Raw genomic sequence first — 19,452 nt, forward strand, 5'->3', positions numbered from 1 at the left:
GTATAAGACTAACGTTTTGTAGATTGGTTTAATTATAAATAACAACCCTTATATAGTTGCCATATTTAGTATAAATCCTTGTGGCTTAAAATTAAACTTTTACTCCAATTACAAAGAGTTATCAATAGCGGTAAAAGGTTTTTCCCGCTTTCTGTTAAACTGTACTCTACTCTTGGTGGTATTTCCCGATATTGTTTTCTTATCAGTATTCCATCATACTCTAATTCTTTTAACTGTTCCGTGAGGATTTTTTTTGATATTGCAGGGATAAGAAAGTTTAATTTCCCAAAGCGAAGCTTCTTTTTACCAATTGTATATACAATAAGAGGTTTCCATTTGCTGCCTATTACATTCATTGAAAATATCAGTGGACAATTTTCTGGATTTTCGATTATTTTTCTTGCCATTAGTTACCATTCTGTTACCACAAATTTAGCTAATTTTTATTATAGTTTCAAAATTAAACCATAAATAGTTTAGTTTTGAAACTAATTTAATAAAAATTTTTAACATGAGTATATTAAAAGAAGAAATTAAGAATGAAATTATGAGGTTTCTACAAGAAACTGGCAGTAATCAAGAGTTGCAGAAAGAAAATATGGCAACCAAAAATGTACAAGAACTTACCGAAGTAGCAAACAAACACGGTTTTAATTTTTCAGCAGCAGATATGATAAGACATCAGTCTGAAACTATACTGTCCTTTACTGATGAAGAATTAGTTATTTATTATACCGATGAAAATTGGTGGCTAAAATGTTTGGAAGCTTATTCTAAATACGGAAGGTAGCCGTCTGGAGTTCGAGTTAAGGCGGAGCGAAGCGGAGCATTAACTCGAACTACTTAATTTTCAATCTGTATTCAATAAATGCTATCAATAATTTAAATACAATCTTAAAAAGATAATTTATGACTATTTTGTTTGTTTATGCGCATCCTAATCCCCAAAGTTTTACAACATCCATAGTTTCTAAGCTTGTTGAAAAAGCAAAAGAAAAAAATCATGATACAGAAATCCGGGATTTATATGGACTGAAATTTAATCCAATATTAAGTAGTAATGATTTACAGGAACTACGCACTGGCAATATACCTGCTGATATTGAAATTGAACAAGATTTAATTACCAAAGCTGATGTAGTTGTTATGATATATCAACTATGGTGGACTCAATTTCCAGCGATGCTCAAAGGATATATTGATAGAGTTTTCAGCTATGGCTTTGCTTATCAGTTTGGTGATAATGGTTTAGAAGGATTATTAAAAGGTAAAAAAGTGTTTTTGGTAACTAATATGGGGACTCCTTCCAATATCTATGACGAAAGTGATATGTTTTCAGCATTAAATAAAACCTCCAATGTGGGAATTTTTGAATACTGTGGAATAGAAACTATTGAGCATATATTCAATGGTGGTGTTCTACGGGTTAGTGAAGAAACAAGAAAAGAATACGTTCACAATTCAGTGAAAGCCTTTGAAGCGTTCTTGTAAGATGAGTTATCACCATTATTTTTATAAAAAATAAACATTCACTAATCATGGATAGAATAGAAGTCATTTTAATTTTTGAAATTAAAGAAACCCCTACTAATTTTCAGGAAATTTTAAAGCAAGAACAAGAAATTGTTAGCATATGGAAACAACAAGGTATTTTAGAACATTTGTTTTTAAGGCAATCTCGTGATGGTGCTATTTTGATTTTTAAAAATGTTGATGAGCAAAAAGCAAAAGAACTAGTCGAAGGTCTTCCTTTGTATCAATTCAAAAAAAATGTGAATTATTATAATTTGGTAAAACAATTTTGAGTCTTTAACATTAAAATCGTTTATTTTTCAAAGACTTTAAAAAATAGTTAATCTCAAAGCAAGAGATGCTTCTATGTCTTGTAATGAAATGTACTACGGGTTAAAAGATGAATTCATCCTGATAATTGATATACAATGTTAGGTGTTTTTATAGGCTAAAGACAAGTATTCGTTTTAGCAAGTGCTTAGACACTTTATCAGACAGTGTTGTTTCACAAAAAAATCTATCCAAAAGACACGATATTTCCTTTTAAATTGTTTGAAAATAGTATACTTTTATATGCTAATATTATTTTATAAAAATTGACTTTTGATTGGTCCTCTTTAATTTTAGCTAGTGGTGTTATAAATGCAACCTTTTCTATTATCGTATTGATGTATAATAGAAACAGGCTCAAATTAAAATATTCAATTTGGTTAGTGTTAATTCTATTATGTACAATTCTAATATTGCTAGAAAGGATAATTAGGTTTTCAAATTTAGAAAATACTTATCCAGAATTAATTTTTATTACAAGTCCATTATTTTTTAGTATCGTACCCTTATTATTCATTTTCCAAAAGAAAATAAATGAAATTTTTCAATATTGGTATCTTCATCTTTTGATACCTGTATTGAGTCTGTTCTTCTTTTTGCCAACCATTACTATGGCGAATGAAGATAAATTAGAGATGTATGGTAGTCAAGGTCTAAATGATCCTATTTGGATAGTTTTATTGTTTTCTATATATGTAGCATTTTATATCTTAAAAATCTTCGGATTAAATAGAAAGCTAAGGAAAAAACTGTTGAACGAATATGCCAATAATGAGATTGAATTAAAATTATTCTCAAATCAACTTGTTTTTTTAGCAAGTATTTTAACAATCACTATTCCACTTTCATTATGCCTACAATATTTAAGTTTTGACACCCAAGTTATAGATAAGTTGCCCTTCCTCTTATTCTCATTGATTCCTCATGTGTTTCTTTTCTATATACTTAGATTTAGGGAAACCAGAATAGTGACTATAGAAAAAGAAGAAACCGTAAACGGCTCTTTGAATATAGATATTGATAGTTACAAAAGTAATTTATTAGATTTTATGAATAAATATGAGCCTTATTTAAATAAAGAATTAAAACTCCAGGATTTAGCATCTTTTATAGGCTGGAGTAGGTCTACATTATCTTACGTAATTAATAAGGGATTTGATAAAAATTTTTATGATTTTGTAAATGAATATAGACTGAATTTCGCAACCCAAGAAATAAATAATGCTGCTTACAAAAAGTATTCTCTAGATTATATTGCCGCAGAATCAGGTTTCAAGAATTATGTTTCATTTTATCGCATTTTTAGAAGATACAAGGGAACATCGCCAAAAACATTTATTAAAGAAATAGAAAATAAAAATTAAAATACATTACAGTATATCTTGTGTAATAGAAGAAGTTTGATTTCGAACACATTACAAAGTAGATTTGTAAAAAAATCTGTTTATGAAATTACTGCTCTTTCTAAGTTTTCAATTTTTTGTATTTACAATTACCGCTCAAAATGTTGTGGTTCTTGGTGTAGAACATTCTGCACAACTTGTAAATACGAACCATCAACCTGCAATATTAAGAGCCTTTATGGATAAGGTTAATCCAGAAGGAATATGTATAGAGCGTTCACCAAGAGAATATCTAAAAAATGATTTTTATGAATTTACGTTTGAGCAGCAATACTGTATAATTCCATATGCAAAAGATAATAGCATTCCGTTATACCCTATTGATTGGATTCCTGAAGATGAGGATTTAGAATTAGCTTTTGGCGTTGCTGATTTAGCAGTGCCAAGATTTACACGCAACCCGAGTGGCTTTTGGGGCTTTACCGTGTTTTCTGATAGTACTTCATTTAATAAAGATTTTTATTTTGCTGATGAAGAGAACTATTATGAAAATAATAAGGAATGGTATGCGAATCACTCAAAAAAAGTAAGCAATGATTTCGCAAGAAGATTGTTTCTGTATCGCACTTTTTTGCAGGCTAAAAGAATTGAATCCGTATGCCGAAAATATAGTAAGAATGATACAATATTAGTAGTTATAGGAGCTTTGCATAAAAACGATATTGAAGTTAATTTGGCTTCAAAAGGTTACACGATTATCCAGCCAAGCTCTTATGGAAAAATTGCTCTTAAGGAAAAAGAAGAAAGCTTCAAAATTAATGATGCTTATGCAATTACTACATTTAATCTTCTCGGGATGCAATCTAAAATTGATGTTATAAATAAAGAATTGGTTGATTATGCAATTAATAAACTAGACAAAGATAGGCCTGGACTGGAATTAGAATTTTTTAAAGTTAAATATGATGTATTGAGAAACAAAATAGATTCAAAAATCGCAATTAAGTCCTATTTGAAGCTATTGACCAATATCTCTAAAGATTCAAAATTTACTTGGACAGGGGTGAAACATAATTACAGAATTGATTCTTATTTTGATCCATTCGGAAATTTAACGTTATGGCAAAGAATACATTTAGAGCTCGCTAGAGAATATCTTAAAATTAATAATACAGCTGCATATCAAAAACAGAAAGAATTATTGTTTAAAGAATTCAAAGGGTTTAAGTTGGGTATGCTAAGCGCATATTGGGGAGAACATATTCACACTATGTAATAAAGTATGTAATAAAATAGTTTCAAAACGGAATATGGCATTTATAATTCAATGCCTGGTGCCATTACTAACTTAAATAATAGTATCAATAATATTAGTGCACCTAAACCCATATAAGATAACTTTCCGATTTCTTTATTTGATGAGGGTATTATTTCCTTAATACTATCCGCGTTTTTCCAAGGAAATATAAATATCATGCCACTCATTATAGGGTAAATTATACTTATTAAGGCAATAACAGGAAGGTATAAGACTGTAATAATTAGCGATCCTATTAACCATGGGAGAAATAGGACGTGAAATGAGAAATTCATCTTGGCTTTACCGTCTTTCAACCATGCATGTTTATAGCTCAAACGTAGATATGGGGCAGTCATTTTAAAGGCTACATAAACCAATAATAGAGCAGCTATGATAGCTAAAAATATCTGAATCCAAAGTGGAATATTTAATAGATTATATACTTTACCTATATCACCTTTATGAAATAAAAATCCAGTCGTTAGATATCCTAGAAAATTAAAAAAACCTAACACAGAAAACCACAAAAGAAAAAGATGAATTAATTTATGGGATTTTCCCCTAATTCTAAGATATGCTAGGCTTGATAAAATTCCCTGTATTAAACTGATTACTGGTCCCGCCAATGCTATTAGTGCTTTTTGATTCGTAGCTAGGTGTTCAATTGAAAAATGTTCAACATAGTTATGATGCAGAACAGGGTTACTATCAAAAGACCAACCAGTAAAGGCATGCATAAATTCATGAATAATGGTTGTCAACAAAAAAGCTATAATATATAGCAAAGTTGAATTCATTGTTATTTTATTTATTTCATTCATAGCCAACATGGTTTATTCAAGATTTTTATGCGAAAGGTTTAAAACAAAAACAGATTAGCTAGGTTTTGACTTGTATTGCTAGGGCACATAGTTAAAAGCACTTTGATTTATTTCAACTGTTCAATATTAAAAATATTGAGCCAATAATATTGTTAAAATTTTCTATTGATGAGAGTTTATTTTAAATTAATGAGTCCCATATTTTATTTTGATACATCTTAAGGAGCCTTTACATAAGTAAAAAACCACAGAGTGATAAAACAATTTCTATTTTAGCTTCAAGCAGAAATATGTTTTGAAATTTACAAACGCTAATTTCCTTTTTAAAATTATTGATAATGGTCAAAATTCTAATTTTAATCCTCAATAGCAGTTCTTTTAGCGAAGAGGTTGCAATTGCTGAGTTAGGTGAAAAAGTGCAAGATTAAATTTTTAATAATTTAATATTTTTAATAATTTAATATTTATTGTGTAAGAAGAAATTTCATTATGTGATTTAAGAGGTAAAGGAGAAAAAGAATATAAACGAGCGAAGATAATATCCTTGTATAATAAATTAGAGTAGCCTTTTTGATTCCTAGGGTAGTGTCTACAATTCTTGATAATTATTAATGATGAGAGCAATATGAATTTAAAAAAGTATAGCATTCTAAGTATTATTTGTCTTCTAAACTTTTCATTTGGAGTTTATAGAGAAGATGTTTCGATTGAAAAGCATATAGAACTAGCTTCAGATAAAGAGTTTGATTGTGTAGGGAAGATATTAAATGAGGGTGGAATACTAATAGGAAGTGGCGTTCTTATAAATGAAAATTGGGTTATTACAGCTGGGCATGTTGTAGAAGATGTTTTAAACAGCAAGCTCAGGTTTAAATCCAATAACATTATTTATGATTCAGAAAAGGTCATTTTATATCCTGATTATAAAAGTAATGTTTTAGGTCACAATGGTGATGTCGCATTGATTAAAATAAAAGCCAGCAAGAAACAAATTGAACCAGCAACCTCTTTTAATGGTAATGAGATAGTAGGTAAGCAAATCATCTATGTTGGTTATGGGACTAGCGGTAAAGGAAAACAGGCAATTAAAAAGCCAACACCTGCTGGAAGAAAACTAGCGGGTACTAATATTATAGATGCTACGGGACAAGAATCAATCGATGATAGAGAGCTTCCAGATCAATTTTTAATAGCTGATTTTGACCATCCTACTCACAAAGAATTGAATAGAATAGGAAGTGCAACACCAACAGATTTGGAATATTTTCCAATGGGTGGAGACAGTGGTGGCGGTGCATTTGTTAAAGTTGGCAATAAGTTTTACCTAGTTGGTATACATAGTGGCGCAACTGCTAAAATTAATGATGATATCAATTTAGGTCTACATGGGTCTCTAATTTATACAACCAATCTTAGCTTTTACAAAGACTGGATATCAGAAACAATTAAAATATAAGATATGAAAGAACAATTAATCCTAACATTAATAATATTAATTAGCACATTGCCGATTATACTCATATTTAGAGAGAATAAGGCAAACTTCACGAAGAATATTGGATTATTGACACTATATCACATTGTTTACGTGATTTTGATATTTTTGCCATTAACGTTCACATACCTTTCTATTTCAGATAGTAAAATGAATTGGACAGGGAAATTGTTGGCTATAATTTTTTCAATTACTATTTATTTCATAACGAGAAAGTATTTTAAGAAGCACGATTTTATTTTATCTCTTCCCAGAAAGGGTTCCCGAAAGAGGATATTAATTGTAGGACTCATAACTGTTTTGACTATGTCATTATTGACCATAGCATTCTCAGGACGTAAAGACTTAAATTTAGACGTTTTATTTTACCAAATAATCATGCCTGGTTTAGATGAAGAATTATGGAGAGGAATTCTACTTGGTTTCTTAATACTTATTCTAAAGGATAAGAAATATAAACTTGGACACCCTGCTGTCTGGGTGATTACTTTAATCTTTGCTCTAGGGCATTCACTTTACTTACAGAATGGGGACTTTAGCTTTGCTTTAGATGCATTCATAATTACAGGAATACTAGGTTATATTTTAGGTTGGATGATCTATTATAGTAGAAGTATTCTACCAGCAATTATTTTTCACAATCTCATTAATTTTTCAACAAATGCTCTTGAAATGTTTGTTTTATAAAGCAAATTAAAATACGTGTAAGATTGCTAAAACAATAATCTATCAACTAATATGAAAAATTTAAAAAGAATTTCAATCGCGTTAGGTGTTTTTATCATAGTGGCAGTATCCTTAGTGTCTTGTAATGTAATTTGGACATCCCCTAGTTATTATGATGTTAAGGACCCTATAACAATAGAAAATCCAATTATGGATATGGAAACTTATGAAAAGATAATAAATACCCACAGGAGGCCTTATATATATTCTATCAAGTCTTCATCGGGTGGCGAAGCTCATATTTTGGGAGTTGCCCATACTACTGATGGAAATCACCCACAATTTGAAACAATTAAAAAGTTGTGGAATGAGGCCAATCCTTCGGTTGCGCTTGTTGAAGGAAGACTTGGCTTTTTGTTCACATGGTTTCAAGATCCTATTAAAAAGTATGGTGAAGGGGGACTAGTATCCCAGTTGACAAAAAAAAATGGGGTTGATTTATTCACTTGGGAGCCAGCTAGGGAAGACGAAATTGAACTATTAATGAAGGAATTTCCAGTTGAACAAATTGCCATGTTTTATTCCTTTCGGCCTTATTTCAGTAATATGAGACATGATAAGCCAGAAAATCCTGAGAAAAAACTACAAGAATATTTAGATAGTAGAACAGATTATAAACATATCAGAGGCATTTATAAATCTTGGGAGGAATTGGACCGTTTATGGAAGGAAGATTTTCCCAGTATTGATTGGAGAGATTATAGTGATATGTACGGGTGGCCAGAGGGTTATCTTAGTGATATAGCTAATTCATCCAATTTGGCGAGAGACTATCATATGGTACAAACAATCATTGAATTAGTAAATGATGGGCAAACAGTATTTGTTACCATGGGAGCTAGCCATGCGCCTAGAATTGAAAAATCTTTGAGGGTTGCAATAACAAACTAAACTCATTTTAAACAATTTTAAACATATAGATGAAAAAAACAATACTGCTATTAATAACATCAATGTTGTTTGGATGTTATGCCAAAAGAGAGCACATTAATAAATTAGATGGGTCGCAAATTTCAAAATCTGAGTTGACTATAAAAATCCAATCATTAATTGAAGTGGCTAACGTTGCAGGAATTTCTACCACTATATTCAACAATAATAAAACAGTTTACCAAAAATCCTTTGGTTATGCCAATCTTGAAACAAAAGACACACTTACTGCAAAAAACGTTTTTTATAGTGCTTCTCTTAGTAAGGCCGTTTTTGGATATTTGGTGGCTCAACTGGTAGTTGACGGAGTCATAGACCTTGACAAACCTCTTTACGAATATTTAGATAAACCGCTTCCTGAATATGAATTCGGAAATGAACGAAAGAGTTATAAAGATTTAGCTAATGATAAGCGGTATGAAAAAATTACTGCGAGAATGTGTTTATCTCACACTACTGGGTTTCCCAACTGGAGGTGGATGACAAGAGAAAGTGATTTCTTTAGAGAGGGTAAAATTAGGTTTCTTATAGACCCAGATACAAGGTATTACTATTCGGGAGAAGGAATTCAGTTATTGCAATTCGTAATAGAGAAAATCACCAATAAAAATTTGGAAGAATTAGCTCAAGAAAAAGTATTTCAACCATTACATATGGATATGACCAGCTATGTCTGGAAAGAAAAATTCAATAATAAATATTGCAATGGGCATACATCTAATGGGGTGGTAATAGCTAAAGATAGAAGAGATAGAGCAAATGCAGCAGGGTCAATGGAAACAACAACCGAAGATTATTCTAAATTTATCCAACACCTCTTAGAGCAAACTGAAATCAAATCCGAGGTAACTAATTTGTTATACGAATCAAATATTAGAATAACATCAAAAACGCAGTTTGGGTATCAGGCTTGGCAAGATATCGATGAAAATGATTCCATAGAATTAAGTTATGGTTTGGGCTGGGGCTTGTTAAAGTCACCTTTCGGAAAGGGAATGTTTAAAGAAGGACATGGCGAAGGATTTCAACATTACTCTATCATTTTTCCAGATAAAGATATTGGTATAATAATCTTATCTAACAGTGATAATGCAGAGAGTATTTTTAAAGAACTTTTAGAAATAACAATTGGAGATACTTATACCCCTTGGCAATGGGAAAGATATATTCCATATAATCATAGGAAATAGCTGTTTATAACAACACATCTAAAATATTACTTTTATGTAACCTAAAATATTTTTGCAATTTACTTCAATTATGAAAAAAGAACTATTAATTTTCTTGACAATTTTAATTTCAAATCTATCTTTTTCACAACACTCTGAAACGGATACCATTTCAAAAGCTAAAATAAAAGAGTTGAATTTTATAGTTGGAGATTGGATAGGAAAAGGTTGGATGATGGGTGAAAATGGAAAATCTAAATTCGATCAAACTGAAAAAATTCAATTCAAATTAGATTCAACGGCAATTTTAATCGAAGGGAAAGGCAAATCAAACGGTGAAGTTATACATAACGCCCTTGCTATTCTTACTTATAATAAAAAAGACGATAATTACGTATTCAGATCATTTCTGCCAAGTGGTCAAAATGCAAAATTTAAAGCAGAACTAATTGATAACAAATTATATTGGTATCCGAATGAAAACGTAAGATACATTATTTGGCAAAATGAAAATGAGCAATGGTTGGAAAAAGGTGAATTTAAAAGAGAAGGAAAATGGTCTCAGTTCTTTGAAATGACCTTGAACAGAAATGATAAATAATTTTTCTCAAGTTAATCTTAATGATTTCAAGTGTTTCAAAATCTGCATAAGGCTAGAGCTATATTATCAGGATTTTGTTCATGGAATAATGTTAGAAATTTTAAGAGTATTAAAATTAAATCATTTATAATAATCAAAGCTTTAAAAATCAAGCAGATATTTTTTATGCTTAAAAGTAATTGCATTTTCTACAGTTTCAGATACCGTTAGTATACTTATACAAACCGTTCAGATATAATATTTCAAATACTAGCCAATAATGTGTTATTTGAAAGTACTTTTAAACTATCATAATATGAAAAAATCTATTTTATTCATCACTATACTTTTCACCATAAGTTTGTGCCATTCACAAAATAAACTTGAAAATGAAATTCTAGAAGCTTATGACAAATCCGTTTCATCACAGACTGATCAGTTTCAGCCAATAATAGATAGTCTAAAAGCTTCTTTTATTAAAACAAAAGACCCTATTTACAACTATTGGATTGCCTTTGCCATGTATCGACAAGCTATTTTATCAATGATCAATAAAAATGATAATAAAGCATTAAAAATTTTGCAGAAAGGAATTGAACGATTGGAAAAGTCATCTAATAAAAGTTCTGAGAATTTAGCTCTTCAAGGTTCTATGCTTAGTTTCTCAATTAATTTTCAATCAGATCTCGCTGCTATAATTAGTGCAAAAGCCAATATTTTGTATAATAAAGCGATTCAAGAAAATGATCATAATTTAAGGGCCTATTTAGGTGTAGGAAGAAGTGATTATTATAAACCTACAGAATATGGAGGGGGTTTAAAAGTTGAATCATTCCTAAAACAAGCATTGAATAAACCAGATAAAAGTGGTAATCATGCTTTGGCCCCAACCTGGGGAAGAAATCAAGTTTACTATTATTTGGCAAGCTATTATAAAAGGGAAAACAGAATTGGTGAAGCCAAGCTTTTTTGTTCTAATGGGCTTAAACTATTTCCTGATGATAGACAGCTAAAAGAATTAAAAAAAGGTTTAGGTCTAAATTAAATTTTAATGAAGATAATATACATTATTTTGCTATTTTCAGTCTTAAATACTTATTCTCAAACAATTATAAGTGGTACTGTTAATGATAAAAAAGGAAAACCGATACCTTTTGCTAATGTATACCTAAAAATTTCCTTTGAAGGAAACACTACTAATGAGTCTGGAGAGTTTTCTTTTGTTACAAGTTCCAAAGGAGCATCTACACTTGTAATAAGTAATGTAGGATACGAAACTTTAGAAAAAAAAATTATTATATCTGGAGAAAGTATGCGTTTAAATCTAATATTAAAAGAAGGTAATACTTTATCAGAAGTGATAATTGCTGTAGGAACTTTTGAAGCGAGTGACAAAAAAAGAGCTACAACTTTAAAGCCTCTACAAATTGTAACAAATTCTGCTGCTAGTGGCGATGTATATGGAGCTTTACAAACTTTACCTGGCACAACTCCTATATTGAATGAAACAGGACTATTTGTGCGTGGAGGTGAAGCATCAGAAACAAAAACAATCATCGATGGGGCAGTTGTTACAAGACCATTTTTTAGTGATGTGCCAGATATACCATCAAGAGGTCGTTTTGACCCTTTTTTATTCACAGGAATATTATTTAGTACTGGTGGATATTCTGCGGAATATGGCCAGGCATTATCATCCGTTCTTATTTTGGACACAAATGATTTTCCTGAAAATGACAACTACAGTTTTGGAATTGATATGGCGGGGATAAGCGGGAGCTATGTTAAAACTTGGCAAGATAAAACCGCCTTTTTGGCTAGTGTTAGTTATTCTGATTTATCAACTTTATTTTCAATTGTTCCTCAAAATAGGAAATGGATAACCGCACCAAAAGGTATTGCAGGGTCATTTGGGTTTAGGCATGTAGATAATAATTTGGGAATTTTTAAGTCGTATTTGCAATATCAAAAGGGTAACATTGCATTAAAACCTGATTTTTTTGAAAATTTATCATCAGAAAATATATTTGAAAACAGAAATAGTAACCTTTTCTGGAACAATTCATTTTATGGATATATAAGTGGAGATTGGAATTTACGTGCTTTAACTGCTGTGAGTTATGATGATAATGAAGATGTGTTTAATGAAAACTCAGAAACTGAACATGATTTATTAGTTCAAGGGCGAATTACCGTTAGTAAAAAGTTAAATCAAACAAAAATAAGAATTGGCACCGAATGGCAATATCACAAAAATGATTATTTAGAATCTAAAACCTATAATTCTTTACGAGATAATTTTATAGCCACTTATGCTGAATCTGATATTAGACTAAATAAAAAAGTTGGTATGCGAATTGGTGTTAGGTATGAATATTCTAGCATCTTAAAAAAGTATAATCTTGCACCAAGAATTTCTTTAGGTTATAAAGCAGGAAGTTACTCAAATATTTCAGTAGCATATGGTAAATTTTATCAAACACCAAACAGCGAATTTTTACGGTTAAACAAACAATTAGATTTTGAGAACGCAACTCATCTCATTGCAAATTATCAATGGAAAAAGAAACAACAGCTGTTTAGAATAGAAGCATACTATAAAAAATATGACAAATTAATCAAAGAAGACGAATTATCGATATTAGATAATAGCGGTAAAGGATATTCAAAAGGCATAGATGTATTTTGGAAAGATGAAAAAAACATTAAAAATTTAAGCTATTGGTTATCTTATTCTTTGTTAGACTCAAAACGTATTTATCGTGACTACCCTATTGAAACTACCCCAATTTTTGTAGCCACACATACTTTAAATCTTGTTGCTAATTACAAAATAACCCCTCTTTTGAGGCTAGGTATGACTTATACCTATTCTAGTGGAAGACCTTATTATAACCCTAGTAATCCTATTTTTTTAAGTGATAAAACTATGGACTATAATAATTTGAATTTTAGCACTAGCTATTTAACTTCAATATTTAAAAATTTTACCGTAATTTATTTTTCATTAAGAAACCCATTGCAGTTCAGTCAAGTTTTAGGTTACCAGTATTCTGAAAATGGAACTCAAAGAAGTGAAATAATTCCTTCAACAAACTGGAGCTTCTTTGCTGGAGTTTCTATCTCAATAAAAAAATAACATGAACTATAAAAAAACAGTACTTCATTTGATATTTTGGGGAGATTTTTTAATATTGTGGAGTACTCATGATTTAGTTTATAATTAAAATTTTTCATCTAACTTAATTTCTAATGTATATACTTTTATACCATATGCATTTCTTGTCTATTTTAACTTATATATTTTGGTGCTAAAATATCTTCAAAAAAAAAGATGAGAATTTACCTATTGGTCTTTTTTGGCGCGAATCAAGCAGGATGGATAATTCCAATTGTTGCAAATAAAAACCCATTAGTAGAATTTATGGTATTATTTAGTTGCCCTACGATAACCACTCTTGAACAATTAAGATTTCAGTTTTATACAAGTGGAAGAACAGATTTTTAGGAAAATAATACAGAAGAAAATGCACTTGAACATATTAAGAACGACCCTGATAGATATCAATTTAAAGCTACTGACCCAAAAGACGTTCTAAAAACTCTTTCTATTCCTGGTCTCTGGCTTTTCGGTGAAAAAGACATCTAGATCCCTGTAAAAATGTTTATTGAGCATATTAACATTCTAAAATTAAAAAACAAACCTTTCGAATGTGTTTTATTTCCATCATTAGGACACAACATTAATAAAACAAAACCAATAGAAATTTCGATTAATTGGATACAACAAAAATCTTTGAAAATCAAGAATAGTAAAAGCTAATAAGAATCGAATTAGAATAATAAAGCACTGCCTACAACGTATATAATTAATTGCTGTGGCAAGTGCTTATTTGAAAATTCCTTCGGAATTTTATTGGTTTCGTATTTGTTTACTAAATTAGTTACGTAACAATCGCAACTAAGCCATAGACAAGTGCGTTTACGCAATTTGAAAACCGAAATCTGTCATTTAAAAACAGGCTGAAATAGTGCGATTTTTCTACACTACACTTTATTAATGCCGATATTAACTACAATATAGGTTATTAAAATTATATTAACTACATTTGTTGTAAATACCTAAAAAATGAATCAAAAAACACTTGGAGAATTTGAAGAAGTTGTTTTACTAATTGTGGCAATTCTCAATGGGGAAGCGTATAGTGTAAGTATTATAACAGAAATTGATGAACGACTACATCGAAATGTCAGCTTGGGAGCAATTCAAACCGTTTTGAAGAGATTAGAGAGTAAAGGTTTATTGAAGTCAGAATTTGGAGATGCCACAAACGAAAGAGGTGGAAAACGAAAACGCCTCTATGAAATTACCGCAGTGGGCCAGAAACTGCTTAACCACACAAAAGCACAAAGAAACTCACTTTGGGATGCTATGCCAAGACTTTCATTCAAATTACATTAGATGAAACAGCAACAACATAAACCGTCTCGATTGGTAGTAGCATTCTTTCATTGGTTTTGTCATCCTGATTATAGAGAAGAAATAGAAGGCGATTTAATGGAGCGTTTTAGCGTTTATTTTGAAAAATATGGATACAACAAAGCAAATAGACTCTTTGTGAAAGAGGTTATTTTTCTGTTTCGTCCGTCTATTATTGGAAATATTTATCATTTAACTCATACAGACACTATGGAAATTACGAATCAAAACAAAAGACTTGTCGCTATTTTGGCTACTGCGATAGCAGTACTATTAGTCCCTTTTATAGCAATGAACTTTACTAATGATGTAAATTGGAAAATTTTTGATTTTCTCGTTGCAGGTGTTTTATTAATTGGAACAGGACTAACACTTGAATTTATTTTAAGGAAAATAAAGACCTTACGATTTAGAATTCTATTTGGCATAGCATTGTTCTTGGTTCTAATGCTAATTTGGGTCGAACTTGCCGTTGGAATTTTTGGGACTGTAATTGCAGGGAGCTAAAAAACGAATCAGTTTAGGTATGAGGGTAGATAAAATACATTACCAAGCAAGGAAAAATAAGTGGCTTGGCTACTTTGCAATATTCTGCAGAATAACACTTGCTTTAGGTTTTATCCCGTCAGGTATGCAAAAAATTCTTGGAGAAAGATTTACTGTTTTAGCTGTTAATCACCCAATGGGTAATTTTTTGGACGCTTTTTTTCACACGGGATATTATTATACATTTGTTGGAATCATGCAAGTATTGGCTGCTATTCTATTACTGATTCCCAGAACAGTTTCCATTGGAGCTTTTATTTACTTTCCAATAATTTTAAACATCTGCATTTTATCACTATCAGTTAGATTTGACGGCTCTCAAATTACATCACCTTTAATGGTTTGTGCTGTGTTGTTCCTTCTTTGTTGGGATTACCATAAATTCAAAAAGATATTTCCTTTCAATCATAACATTTCTAAACAGGATTTACCCACTAAAGACGAATTGACTAAAAAGTTTCCTTTTAAATTCTTTGCAGGAGTCTTAGCAGTAATACTTTTAGTCGTATTTCATACTAGGATATTTTATACAATTTTACCTAGAAACACTCTTTCAGATTGCACTACCCAATGCCATGATAAAAATGATAAATCGTGTATTGATTTTTGTGAATGTATCCACAAAGAAGGTAAATCACTTGAAAAATGCTTGGAAGAATTCGATAAAAGGAATTGAGTATTTATCAAAAACATTAAAAGACAAACTGACTCTTCCTAAATAAAGGCTACATCATTTTTAAAGTTAGATACTTTATAAAACCGTCTTTTTAAATACTCCAATTCAACGCCAAACTGTGAAGCATGTTTATAATGCTGTAGGGTATGTCAATTGTTTTTCTTTTTATACTCTTTACCACTATAGTTATATTCAAATACATATAAAATACAATTATTTATATTTATTATATCTAAATACATATAATTTAGTATTTTTACGTATATTTATATTTAAAAGCATATAATGAAATTATTATCAGCATTTGTAAAAGACCGTAGAAAAGAAGTACGCCTTACGCAAGAAGAGTTTGCAGAACGTGCAGGTGTCGCTTTAACAGTAGTACGTAAAATAGAACAGGGTAAAACCAATTTAAATCTAGAAAAAGTGAATTTAGTTTTAGCTATGTTTGGGCATGAACTAGCACCTGTAGCTATAAAAAAAGTAGACGATGAGACGAGGTAATGTATATTATAAAGATGTTATTGCAGGACAAATTATAGAAACATCAGAAGGGGATTATGTTTTTCAATATGATGAAAACTATATTGCAGTACATCCTACACAATTTATCACCTTTAGTATGCCTGTTCAAAAAGCACCCTATAAAGATCATCGATTGTTTCCTTTTTTTGAAGGTTTGATCCCAGAAGGTTGGTTGTTAGCTATTGCTACTAAAAATTGGAAAATTAACGCTAACGATCGTATGGGGTTGTTATTGGCCTGTTGTCAAAACTGTATAGGCGCTGTTAGTGTTATACCTATAATTGAAGAAGATGAAAAATAAAAAGAACTGTTTGTATTGTTATACCGCCTTAGAAAATGGAACTGATTTTCATGAGCAATGTGCGTTCGAATTCTTTGGAACCAATACCCCGCCAAGTATGCCTTATAGCCTTGAAGAAATGGACGCTTTGGCAAAAGATGTTGTCGCCAGAAGTATTGCAGTACCAGGAGTGCAACCCAAACTATCGATGTCTTTAATTACAGATGCTATCGCAAAAGAGCCACCAAGGCTAACGGTTGTTGGTGCATTAGGAGGGCAATATATTTTTAAACCCCCTACAGCACAATTTAGAGAAATGCCAGAAAATGAGCACTTGACCATGCGTATTGCTGAAGCTTTTGGAATCCGTGTTGTACCTTCTAGTTTGGTGCGACTTACTTCTGGAGAACTCTCTTATATTACCAAGAGAATTGATAGAACAGCTAAAGGAGAAAAAATACATATGCTAGACCTTTTTCAGGTTACAGAAGCATTTGATAAATACAAAAGTTCCATGGAAAAAGTTGGAAAAGCCATCGGGCGCTATTCCAATAATACCTTATTAGACAAAATCTTCTTTTTTGAATTGGCCATATTTGGTTTTTTAACAGGCAATAATGATCTACATCTTAAAAATTTTTCTATGATAGCAAATCCCTCGGGTTGGATACTTGCCCCTGCATATGATTTGTTAAACGTTAGCCTTGTTTTATCTGAAGATCAAGAAGAACTTGCGCTGACTCTGGCAGGAAAGAAAAGCAAGCTAAAAAAGGAACATTTTGAACAATTAGCCATTGGACTTGGAATGACGGATAAACAAATTAAAGGTGTTTTTAAACGAATGCTAAAAAACAAAACCAAAGCCTTCAAATTGATTGACGCTTCTTTTTTGTCTGATGCAATGAAAGTCTCTTATAAAGCCATTTTAGAAACTAGATATGCGAGGTTTAATTAACATTTAGCTATATTTCTCACAGGGCAACATGTGTAGGGGAAAGTGATTTTTTTTGTTTCTTAGTGAAATGAGACCAGCAAATGGCTACTAAAGCTGTGAACCCTAAAAATGTTAGTATTTGCATAATTATAATGTTTGATTAATTTGATTTTTGGATGTAAATTATAATAAAAAATAATAAACTATTAGGGAGATATTTTAACTATGGGTAATTTTATTGAAAAACAACCTCTTTAACTCCTTTTTGATAATCTTTTCCTCTTAAATTTATAAAAAGTTGTTTCATTTCAGAAAGTTTTTCTAGTTCTGATATTGCTAAATTACTTTGTTGAGCTCTGTCTTTTTTAAGATTATACAATTGTTCATAAGGAAAATTACCAACTTCAATACCTACTGCTTCTCTAAAATTTTCACCATCATAAGCAGGAATATATAACCAATCTCCACTTCTTAAGGCTGTTTTTCCTGTGGCTTCAATAATTAAATTTTCTCGTCCTTTTTTGGTTTTTCCTAAAAAAGCTTGTAATATCTCTTTACTATCAGTAGAAGTTTCTTTTGTATTTACTAAATCTGCAATTGAAGCTAATAAATCCATTTGACAAACAATAGCATCTGACACTTGTGGTGCTATAGTTCCTTTCCAATAAGTAATAAAAGGCACTCTTGTTCCTGCCTCAAAAATGCTGTATTTACCTCCTCTTAATCCTCCTTTTGGATCATGCTTTCCTATTTTTTCATCAGCATCATCAAAATAGCCATCATTTAAAACTGGCCCATTATCACTTGAAAAAACAATTAATGTATTTTCTAAAATTCCTTCGTCTTTTAAGGTTTTCATAAATTCTCCAATTGCCCAATCTGCTTCTAAAATTACATCACCTCTTGGTCCCAATCCAGATTTACCCACAAATCTAGGATGTGGTGTTCTTGGCACATGTGGCTGCTGCATAGCATAATATAAAAAAAACGGATTTTCTTTATGCGTTTTTACATAATGCTGCGCTTTTGCTAAAAAATGATCAGCCATTTCTGTGTCTACCCATTTTGCAGATTCTCCACCTTTCATATAACCAATTCTAGGAATTCCGTTTACAATACTGCTATTATGACCATGATGCCATTTCATTGTCAACATTTCTGGATTAGAAATCGCAGTGGGTTCTCCTTCAAAATTTTCTTTATAATTTACTTCTATTGGGTCGTTTTTATCTAAACCAACCACATTACCATTTTTAATGTACACTGTTGGAACTCTGTCTTGGGTGGCGGCTAAAATATAAGATTCATCAAAACCAACTTCATTTGGACCAGGTGTTACTTTTTCATTCCAATTTACAATTCCTGTTCCTAAACCTAAATGCCATTTACCAACTATTGCTGTTTGGTATCCTTGGTTTTTTAACAATTTTGGTAACGTTTGTTGTTTTGTATCAATTAATAAAGGTGCTGTTCCTGGTAAAATTTTTGCATTTTTATTTCGCCAAGGATACATACCTGTTAATAATGCATATCTACTTGGTGTACAGGTTGCAGAAGATGCATACCCATTTGTGAATTTTATTCCACCATTGGCTAAAGCATCCATATTTGGCGTTTGTAGTTCAGTTGCTCCATAAGAAGATAAATCTCCATAACCTAAATCATCTAAATAAATAATAACAATGTTTGGTTTTGTTGAGGTTATTTCTTTTTTTATATCTGAACTTTTTTTAGATTGATTACATGAAACTATGATTAATAGCATTACAATGGAAAAATATTTTTTCATAAATATTATTTTTAAT

The 19,452-nt window shown here is 30.8% G+C and carries 22 protein-coding genes; 19 read left to right on the forward strand and 3 right to left on the reverse strand.

All coding sequences use genetic code 11. The features are described from left to right. Positions 1-65: 65 nt before the first annotated feature. Positions 66-407, reverse strand: a complete 342-nt coding sequence (locus Q0998_RS07110) for a helix-turn-helix domain-containing protein (RefSeq protein ID WP_299668141.1) — start codon at positions 405-407, stop codon at positions 66-68. A gap of 104 nt (positions 408-511) precedes the next feature. Between Q0998_RS07110 and Q0998_RS07115 the strand changes: the two genes are divergently transcribed. The 5 genes from Q0998_RS07115 to Q0998_RS07135 all read left to right on the forward strand — a co-directional run bounded on the left by Q0998_RS07115 (position 512) and on the right by Q0998_RS07135 (position 4,461). Next, positions 512-790 carry a Nif11-like leader peptide family natural product precursor gene (locus Q0998_RS07115; protein ID WP_299668144.1) on the forward strand — a complete coding sequence of 93 codons (279 nt, stop codon included), beginning with the start codon at positions 512-514 and terminating at the stop codon, positions 788-790. Between the two features lie 119 nt (positions 791-909). Then, positions 910-1,491: an NAD(P)H-dependent oxidoreductase gene (locus tag Q0998_RS07120; protein ID WP_299668147.1), complete on the forward strand. Its 582-nt coding sequence runs from the start codon at positions 910-912 to the stop codon at positions 1,489-1,491. Between the two features lie 47 nt (positions 1,492-1,538). Beyond that, positions 1,539-1,805, forward strand: coding sequence for a hypothetical protein (locus Q0998_RS07125; RefSeq protein ID WP_299668150.1), 267 nt, complete (start codon positions 1,539-1,541; stop codon positions 1,803-1,805). A gap of 648 nt (positions 1,806-2,453) precedes the next feature. Next, entirely contained in the window at positions 2,454-3,206 is a 753-nt protein-coding gene (locus tag Q0998_RS07130; protein WP_299668153.1) for an AraC family transcriptional regulator, read from the forward strand. 82 nt (positions 3,207-3,288) lie between these two features. Further along, positions 3,289-4,461 (forward strand): hypothetical protein, encoded by a 1,173-nt coding sequence (locus Q0998_RS07135; RefSeq protein ID WP_299668156.1) that lies wholly within the window; start codon positions 3,289-3,291, stop codon positions 4,459-4,461. 41 nt (positions 4,462-4,502) lie between these two features. On the opposite strand, the gene Q0998_RS07140 is transcribed toward Q0998_RS07135, so the two are convergent. Further along, a complete protein-coding gene (locus Q0998_RS07140) occupies positions 4,503-5,306 on the reverse strand; it encodes a hypothetical protein (RefSeq protein ID WP_299668159.1) in 804 nt (267 codons plus the stop codon). A gap of 625 nt (positions 5,307-5,931) precedes the next feature. On the opposite strand from Q0998_RS07140, the gene Q0998_RS07145 reads away from it, so the two are divergent. From Q0998_RS07145 to Q0998_RS07210, 14 genes are all read left to right on the forward strand, one after another. Beyond that, positions 5,932-6,762: a trypsin-like serine protease gene (locus Q0998_RS07145; RefSeq protein ID WP_299668162.1), complete on the forward strand. Its 831-nt coding sequence runs from the start codon at positions 5,932-5,934 to the stop codon at positions 6,760-6,762. Between the two features lie 3 nt (positions 6,763-6,765). Then, positions 6,766-7,488, forward strand: a complete 723-nt coding sequence (locus Q0998_RS07150; RefSeq protein ID WP_299668165.1) for a CPBP family intramembrane glutamic endopeptidase — start codon at positions 6,766-6,768, stop codon at positions 7,486-7,488. 51 nt (positions 7,489-7,539) lie between these two features. After that, a complete protein-coding gene (locus Q0998_RS07155) occupies positions 7,540-8,418 on the forward strand; it encodes a hypothetical protein (RefSeq protein ID WP_299668168.1) in 879 nt (292 codons plus the stop codon). A 29-nt stretch (positions 8,419-8,447) separates the two neighbouring features. After that, positions 8,448-9,647, forward strand: coding sequence for a serine hydrolase (locus Q0998_RS07160; protein ID WP_299668171.1), 1,200 nt, complete (start codon positions 8,448-8,450; stop codon positions 9,645-9,647). A 70-nt stretch (positions 9,648-9,717) separates the two neighbouring features. Next, positions 9,718-10,227 carry a hypothetical protein gene (locus Q0998_RS07165; RefSeq protein ID WP_299668174.1) on the forward strand — a complete coding sequence of 170 codons (510 nt, stop codon included), beginning with the start codon at positions 9,718-9,720 and terminating at the stop codon, positions 10,225-10,227. A gap of 295 nt (positions 10,228-10,522) precedes the next feature. After that, positions 10,523-11,251, forward strand: a complete 729-nt coding sequence (locus Q0998_RS07170) for a hypothetical protein (RefSeq protein WP_299668176.1) — start codon at positions 10,523-10,525, stop codon at positions 11,249-11,251. Positions 11,252-11,257: 6 nt separating this feature from the next. Further along, positions 11,258-13,345: a TonB-dependent receptor gene (locus tag Q0998_RS07175; protein ID WP_299668179.1), complete on the forward strand. Its 2,088-nt coding sequence runs from the start codon at positions 11,258-11,260 to the stop codon at positions 13,343-13,345. A gap of 195 nt (positions 13,346-13,540) precedes the next feature. Next, on the forward strand, positions 13,541-13,714 hold the full coding sequence (locus Q0998_RS07180; protein ID WP_299668182.1) for a hypothetical protein: 174 nt from the start codon (positions 13,541-13,543) through the stop codon (positions 13,712-13,714). Between the two features lie 621 nt (positions 13,715-14,335). Next, on the forward strand, positions 14,336-14,668 hold the full coding sequence (locus Q0998_RS07185; RefSeq protein WP_299668185.1) for a helix-turn-helix transcriptional regulator: 333 nt from the start codon (positions 14,336-14,338) through the stop codon (positions 14,666-14,668). Then, entirely contained in the window at positions 14,669-15,193 is a 525-nt protein-coding gene (locus tag Q0998_RS07190) for a permease prefix domain 2-containing transporter (protein ID WP_299668188.1), read from the forward strand. A gap of 19 nt (positions 15,194-15,212) precedes the next feature. Continuing rightward, entirely contained in the window at positions 15,213-15,908 is a 696-nt protein-coding gene (locus Q0998_RS07195; RefSeq protein WP_299668191.1) for a DoxX family protein, read from the forward strand. Positions 15,909-16,193: 285 nt separating this feature from the next. After that, positions 16,194-16,412: a helix-turn-helix domain-containing protein gene (locus Q0998_RS07200; protein ID WP_299668193.1), complete on the forward strand. Its 219-nt coding sequence runs from the start codon at positions 16,194-16,196 to the stop codon at positions 16,410-16,412. Continuing rightward, positions 16,399-16,734: a HipA N-terminal domain-containing protein gene (locus Q0998_RS07205; protein WP_299668195.1), complete on the forward strand. Its 336-nt coding sequence runs from the start codon at positions 16,399-16,401 to the stop codon at positions 16,732-16,734. The genes Q0998_RS07200 and Q0998_RS07205 overlap by 14 nt, the downstream gene beginning before the upstream one ends. Beyond that, on the forward strand, positions 16,724-17,668 hold the full coding sequence (locus tag Q0998_RS07210) for a HipA domain-containing protein (protein ID WP_299668197.1): 945 nt from the start codon (positions 16,724-16,726) through the stop codon (positions 17,666-17,668). The genes Q0998_RS07205 and Q0998_RS07210 overlap by 11 nt, the downstream gene beginning before the upstream one ends. A gap of 214 nt (positions 17,669-17,882) precedes the next feature. Here Q0998_RS07210 and Q0998_RS07215 read toward each other — a convergent pair whose 3' ends face one another. Then, positions 17,883-19,436 (reverse strand): arylsulfatase, encoded by a 1,554-nt coding sequence (locus Q0998_RS07215; RefSeq protein ID WP_299668200.1) that lies wholly within the window; start codon positions 19,434-19,436, stop codon positions 17,883-17,885. Positions 19,437-19,452: the final 16 nt, after the last annotated feature.

It is taken from the genome of uncultured Polaribacter sp., from assembly GCF_947501385.1.
Lineage (GTDB): Bacteria > Bacteroidota > Bacteroidia > Flavobacteriales > Flavobacteriaceae > Polaribacter.

Coding starts and splice junctions, on each gene's coding strand:
- Q0998_RS07110 (WP_299668141.1), bottom strand. CDS start 407: ATGGCAAGAAAAATAATCGAAAATCCAGAAAATTGTCCACTGATATTT.
- Q0998_RS07115 (WP_299668144.1), top strand. CDS start 512: ATGAGTATATTAAAAGAAGAAATTAAGAATGAAATTATGAGGTTTCTA.
- Q0998_RS07120 (WP_299668147.1), top strand. CDS start 910: ATGACTATTTTGTTTGTTTATGCGCATCCTAATCCCCAAAGTTTTACA.
- Q0998_RS07125 (WP_299668150.1), top strand. CDS start 1,539: ATGGATAGAATAGAAGTCATTTTAATTTTTGAAATTAAAGAAACCCCT.
- Q0998_RS07130 (WP_299668153.1), top strand. CDS start 2,454: ATGGCGAATGAAGATAAATTAGAGATGTATGGTAGTCAAGGTCTAAAT.
- Q0998_RS07135 (WP_299668156.1), top strand. CDS start 3,289: ATGAAATTACTGCTCTTTCTAAGTTTTCAATTTTTTGTATTTACAATT.
- Q0998_RS07140 (WP_299668159.1), bottom strand. CDS start 5,306: ATGAATGAAATAAATAAAATAACAATGAATTCAACTTTGCTATATATT.
- Q0998_RS07145 (WP_299668162.1), top strand. CDS start 5,932: ATGAATTTAAAAAAGTATAGCATTCTAAGTATTATTTGTCTTCTAAAC.
- Q0998_RS07150 (WP_299668165.1), top strand. CDS start 6,766: ATGAAAGAACAATTAATCCTAACATTAATAATATTAATTAGCACATTG.
- Q0998_RS07155 (WP_299668168.1), top strand. CDS start 7,540: ATGAAAAATTTAAAAAGAATTTCAATCGCGTTAGGTGTTTTTATCATA.
- Q0998_RS07160 (WP_299668171.1), top strand. CDS start 8,448: ATGAAAAAAACAATACTGCTATTAATAACATCAATGTTGTTTGGATGT.
- Q0998_RS07165 (WP_299668174.1), top strand. CDS start 9,718: ATGAAAAAAGAACTATTAATTTTCTTGACAATTTTAATTTCAAATCTA.
- Q0998_RS07170 (WP_299668176.1), top strand. CDS start 10,523: ATGAAAAAATCTATTTTATTCATCACTATACTTTTCACCATAAGTTTG.
- Q0998_RS07175 (WP_299668179.1), top strand. CDS start 11,258: ATGAAGATAATATACATTATTTTGCTATTTTCAGTCTTAAATACTTAT.
- Q0998_RS07180 (WP_299668182.1), top strand. CDS start 13,541: ATGAGAATTTACCTATTGGTCTTTTTTGGCGCGAATCAAGCAGGATGG.
- Q0998_RS07185 (WP_299668185.1), top strand. CDS start 14,336: ATGAATCAAAAAACACTTGGAGAATTTGAAGAAGTTGTTTTACTAATT.
- Q0998_RS07190 (WP_299668188.1), top strand. CDS start 14,669: ATGAAACAGCAACAACATAAACCGTCTCGATTGGTAGTAGCATTCTTT.
- Q0998_RS07195 (WP_299668191.1), top strand. CDS start 15,213: ATGAGGGTAGATAAAATACATTACCAAGCAAGGAAAAATAAGTGGCTT.
- Q0998_RS07200 (WP_299668193.1), top strand. CDS start 16,194: ATGAAATTATTATCAGCATTTGTAAAAGACCGTAGAAAAGAAGTACGC.
- Q0998_RS07205 (WP_299668195.1), top strand. CDS start 16,399: ATGAGACGAGGTAATGTATATTATAAAGATGTTATTGCAGGACAAATT.
- Q0998_RS07210 (WP_299668197.1), top strand. CDS start 16,724: ATGAAAAATAAAAAGAACTGTTTGTATTGTTATACCGCCTTAGAAAAT.
- Q0998_RS07215 (WP_299668200.1), bottom strand. CDS start 19,436: ATGAAAAAATATTTTTCCATTGTAATGCTATTAATCATAGTTTCATGT.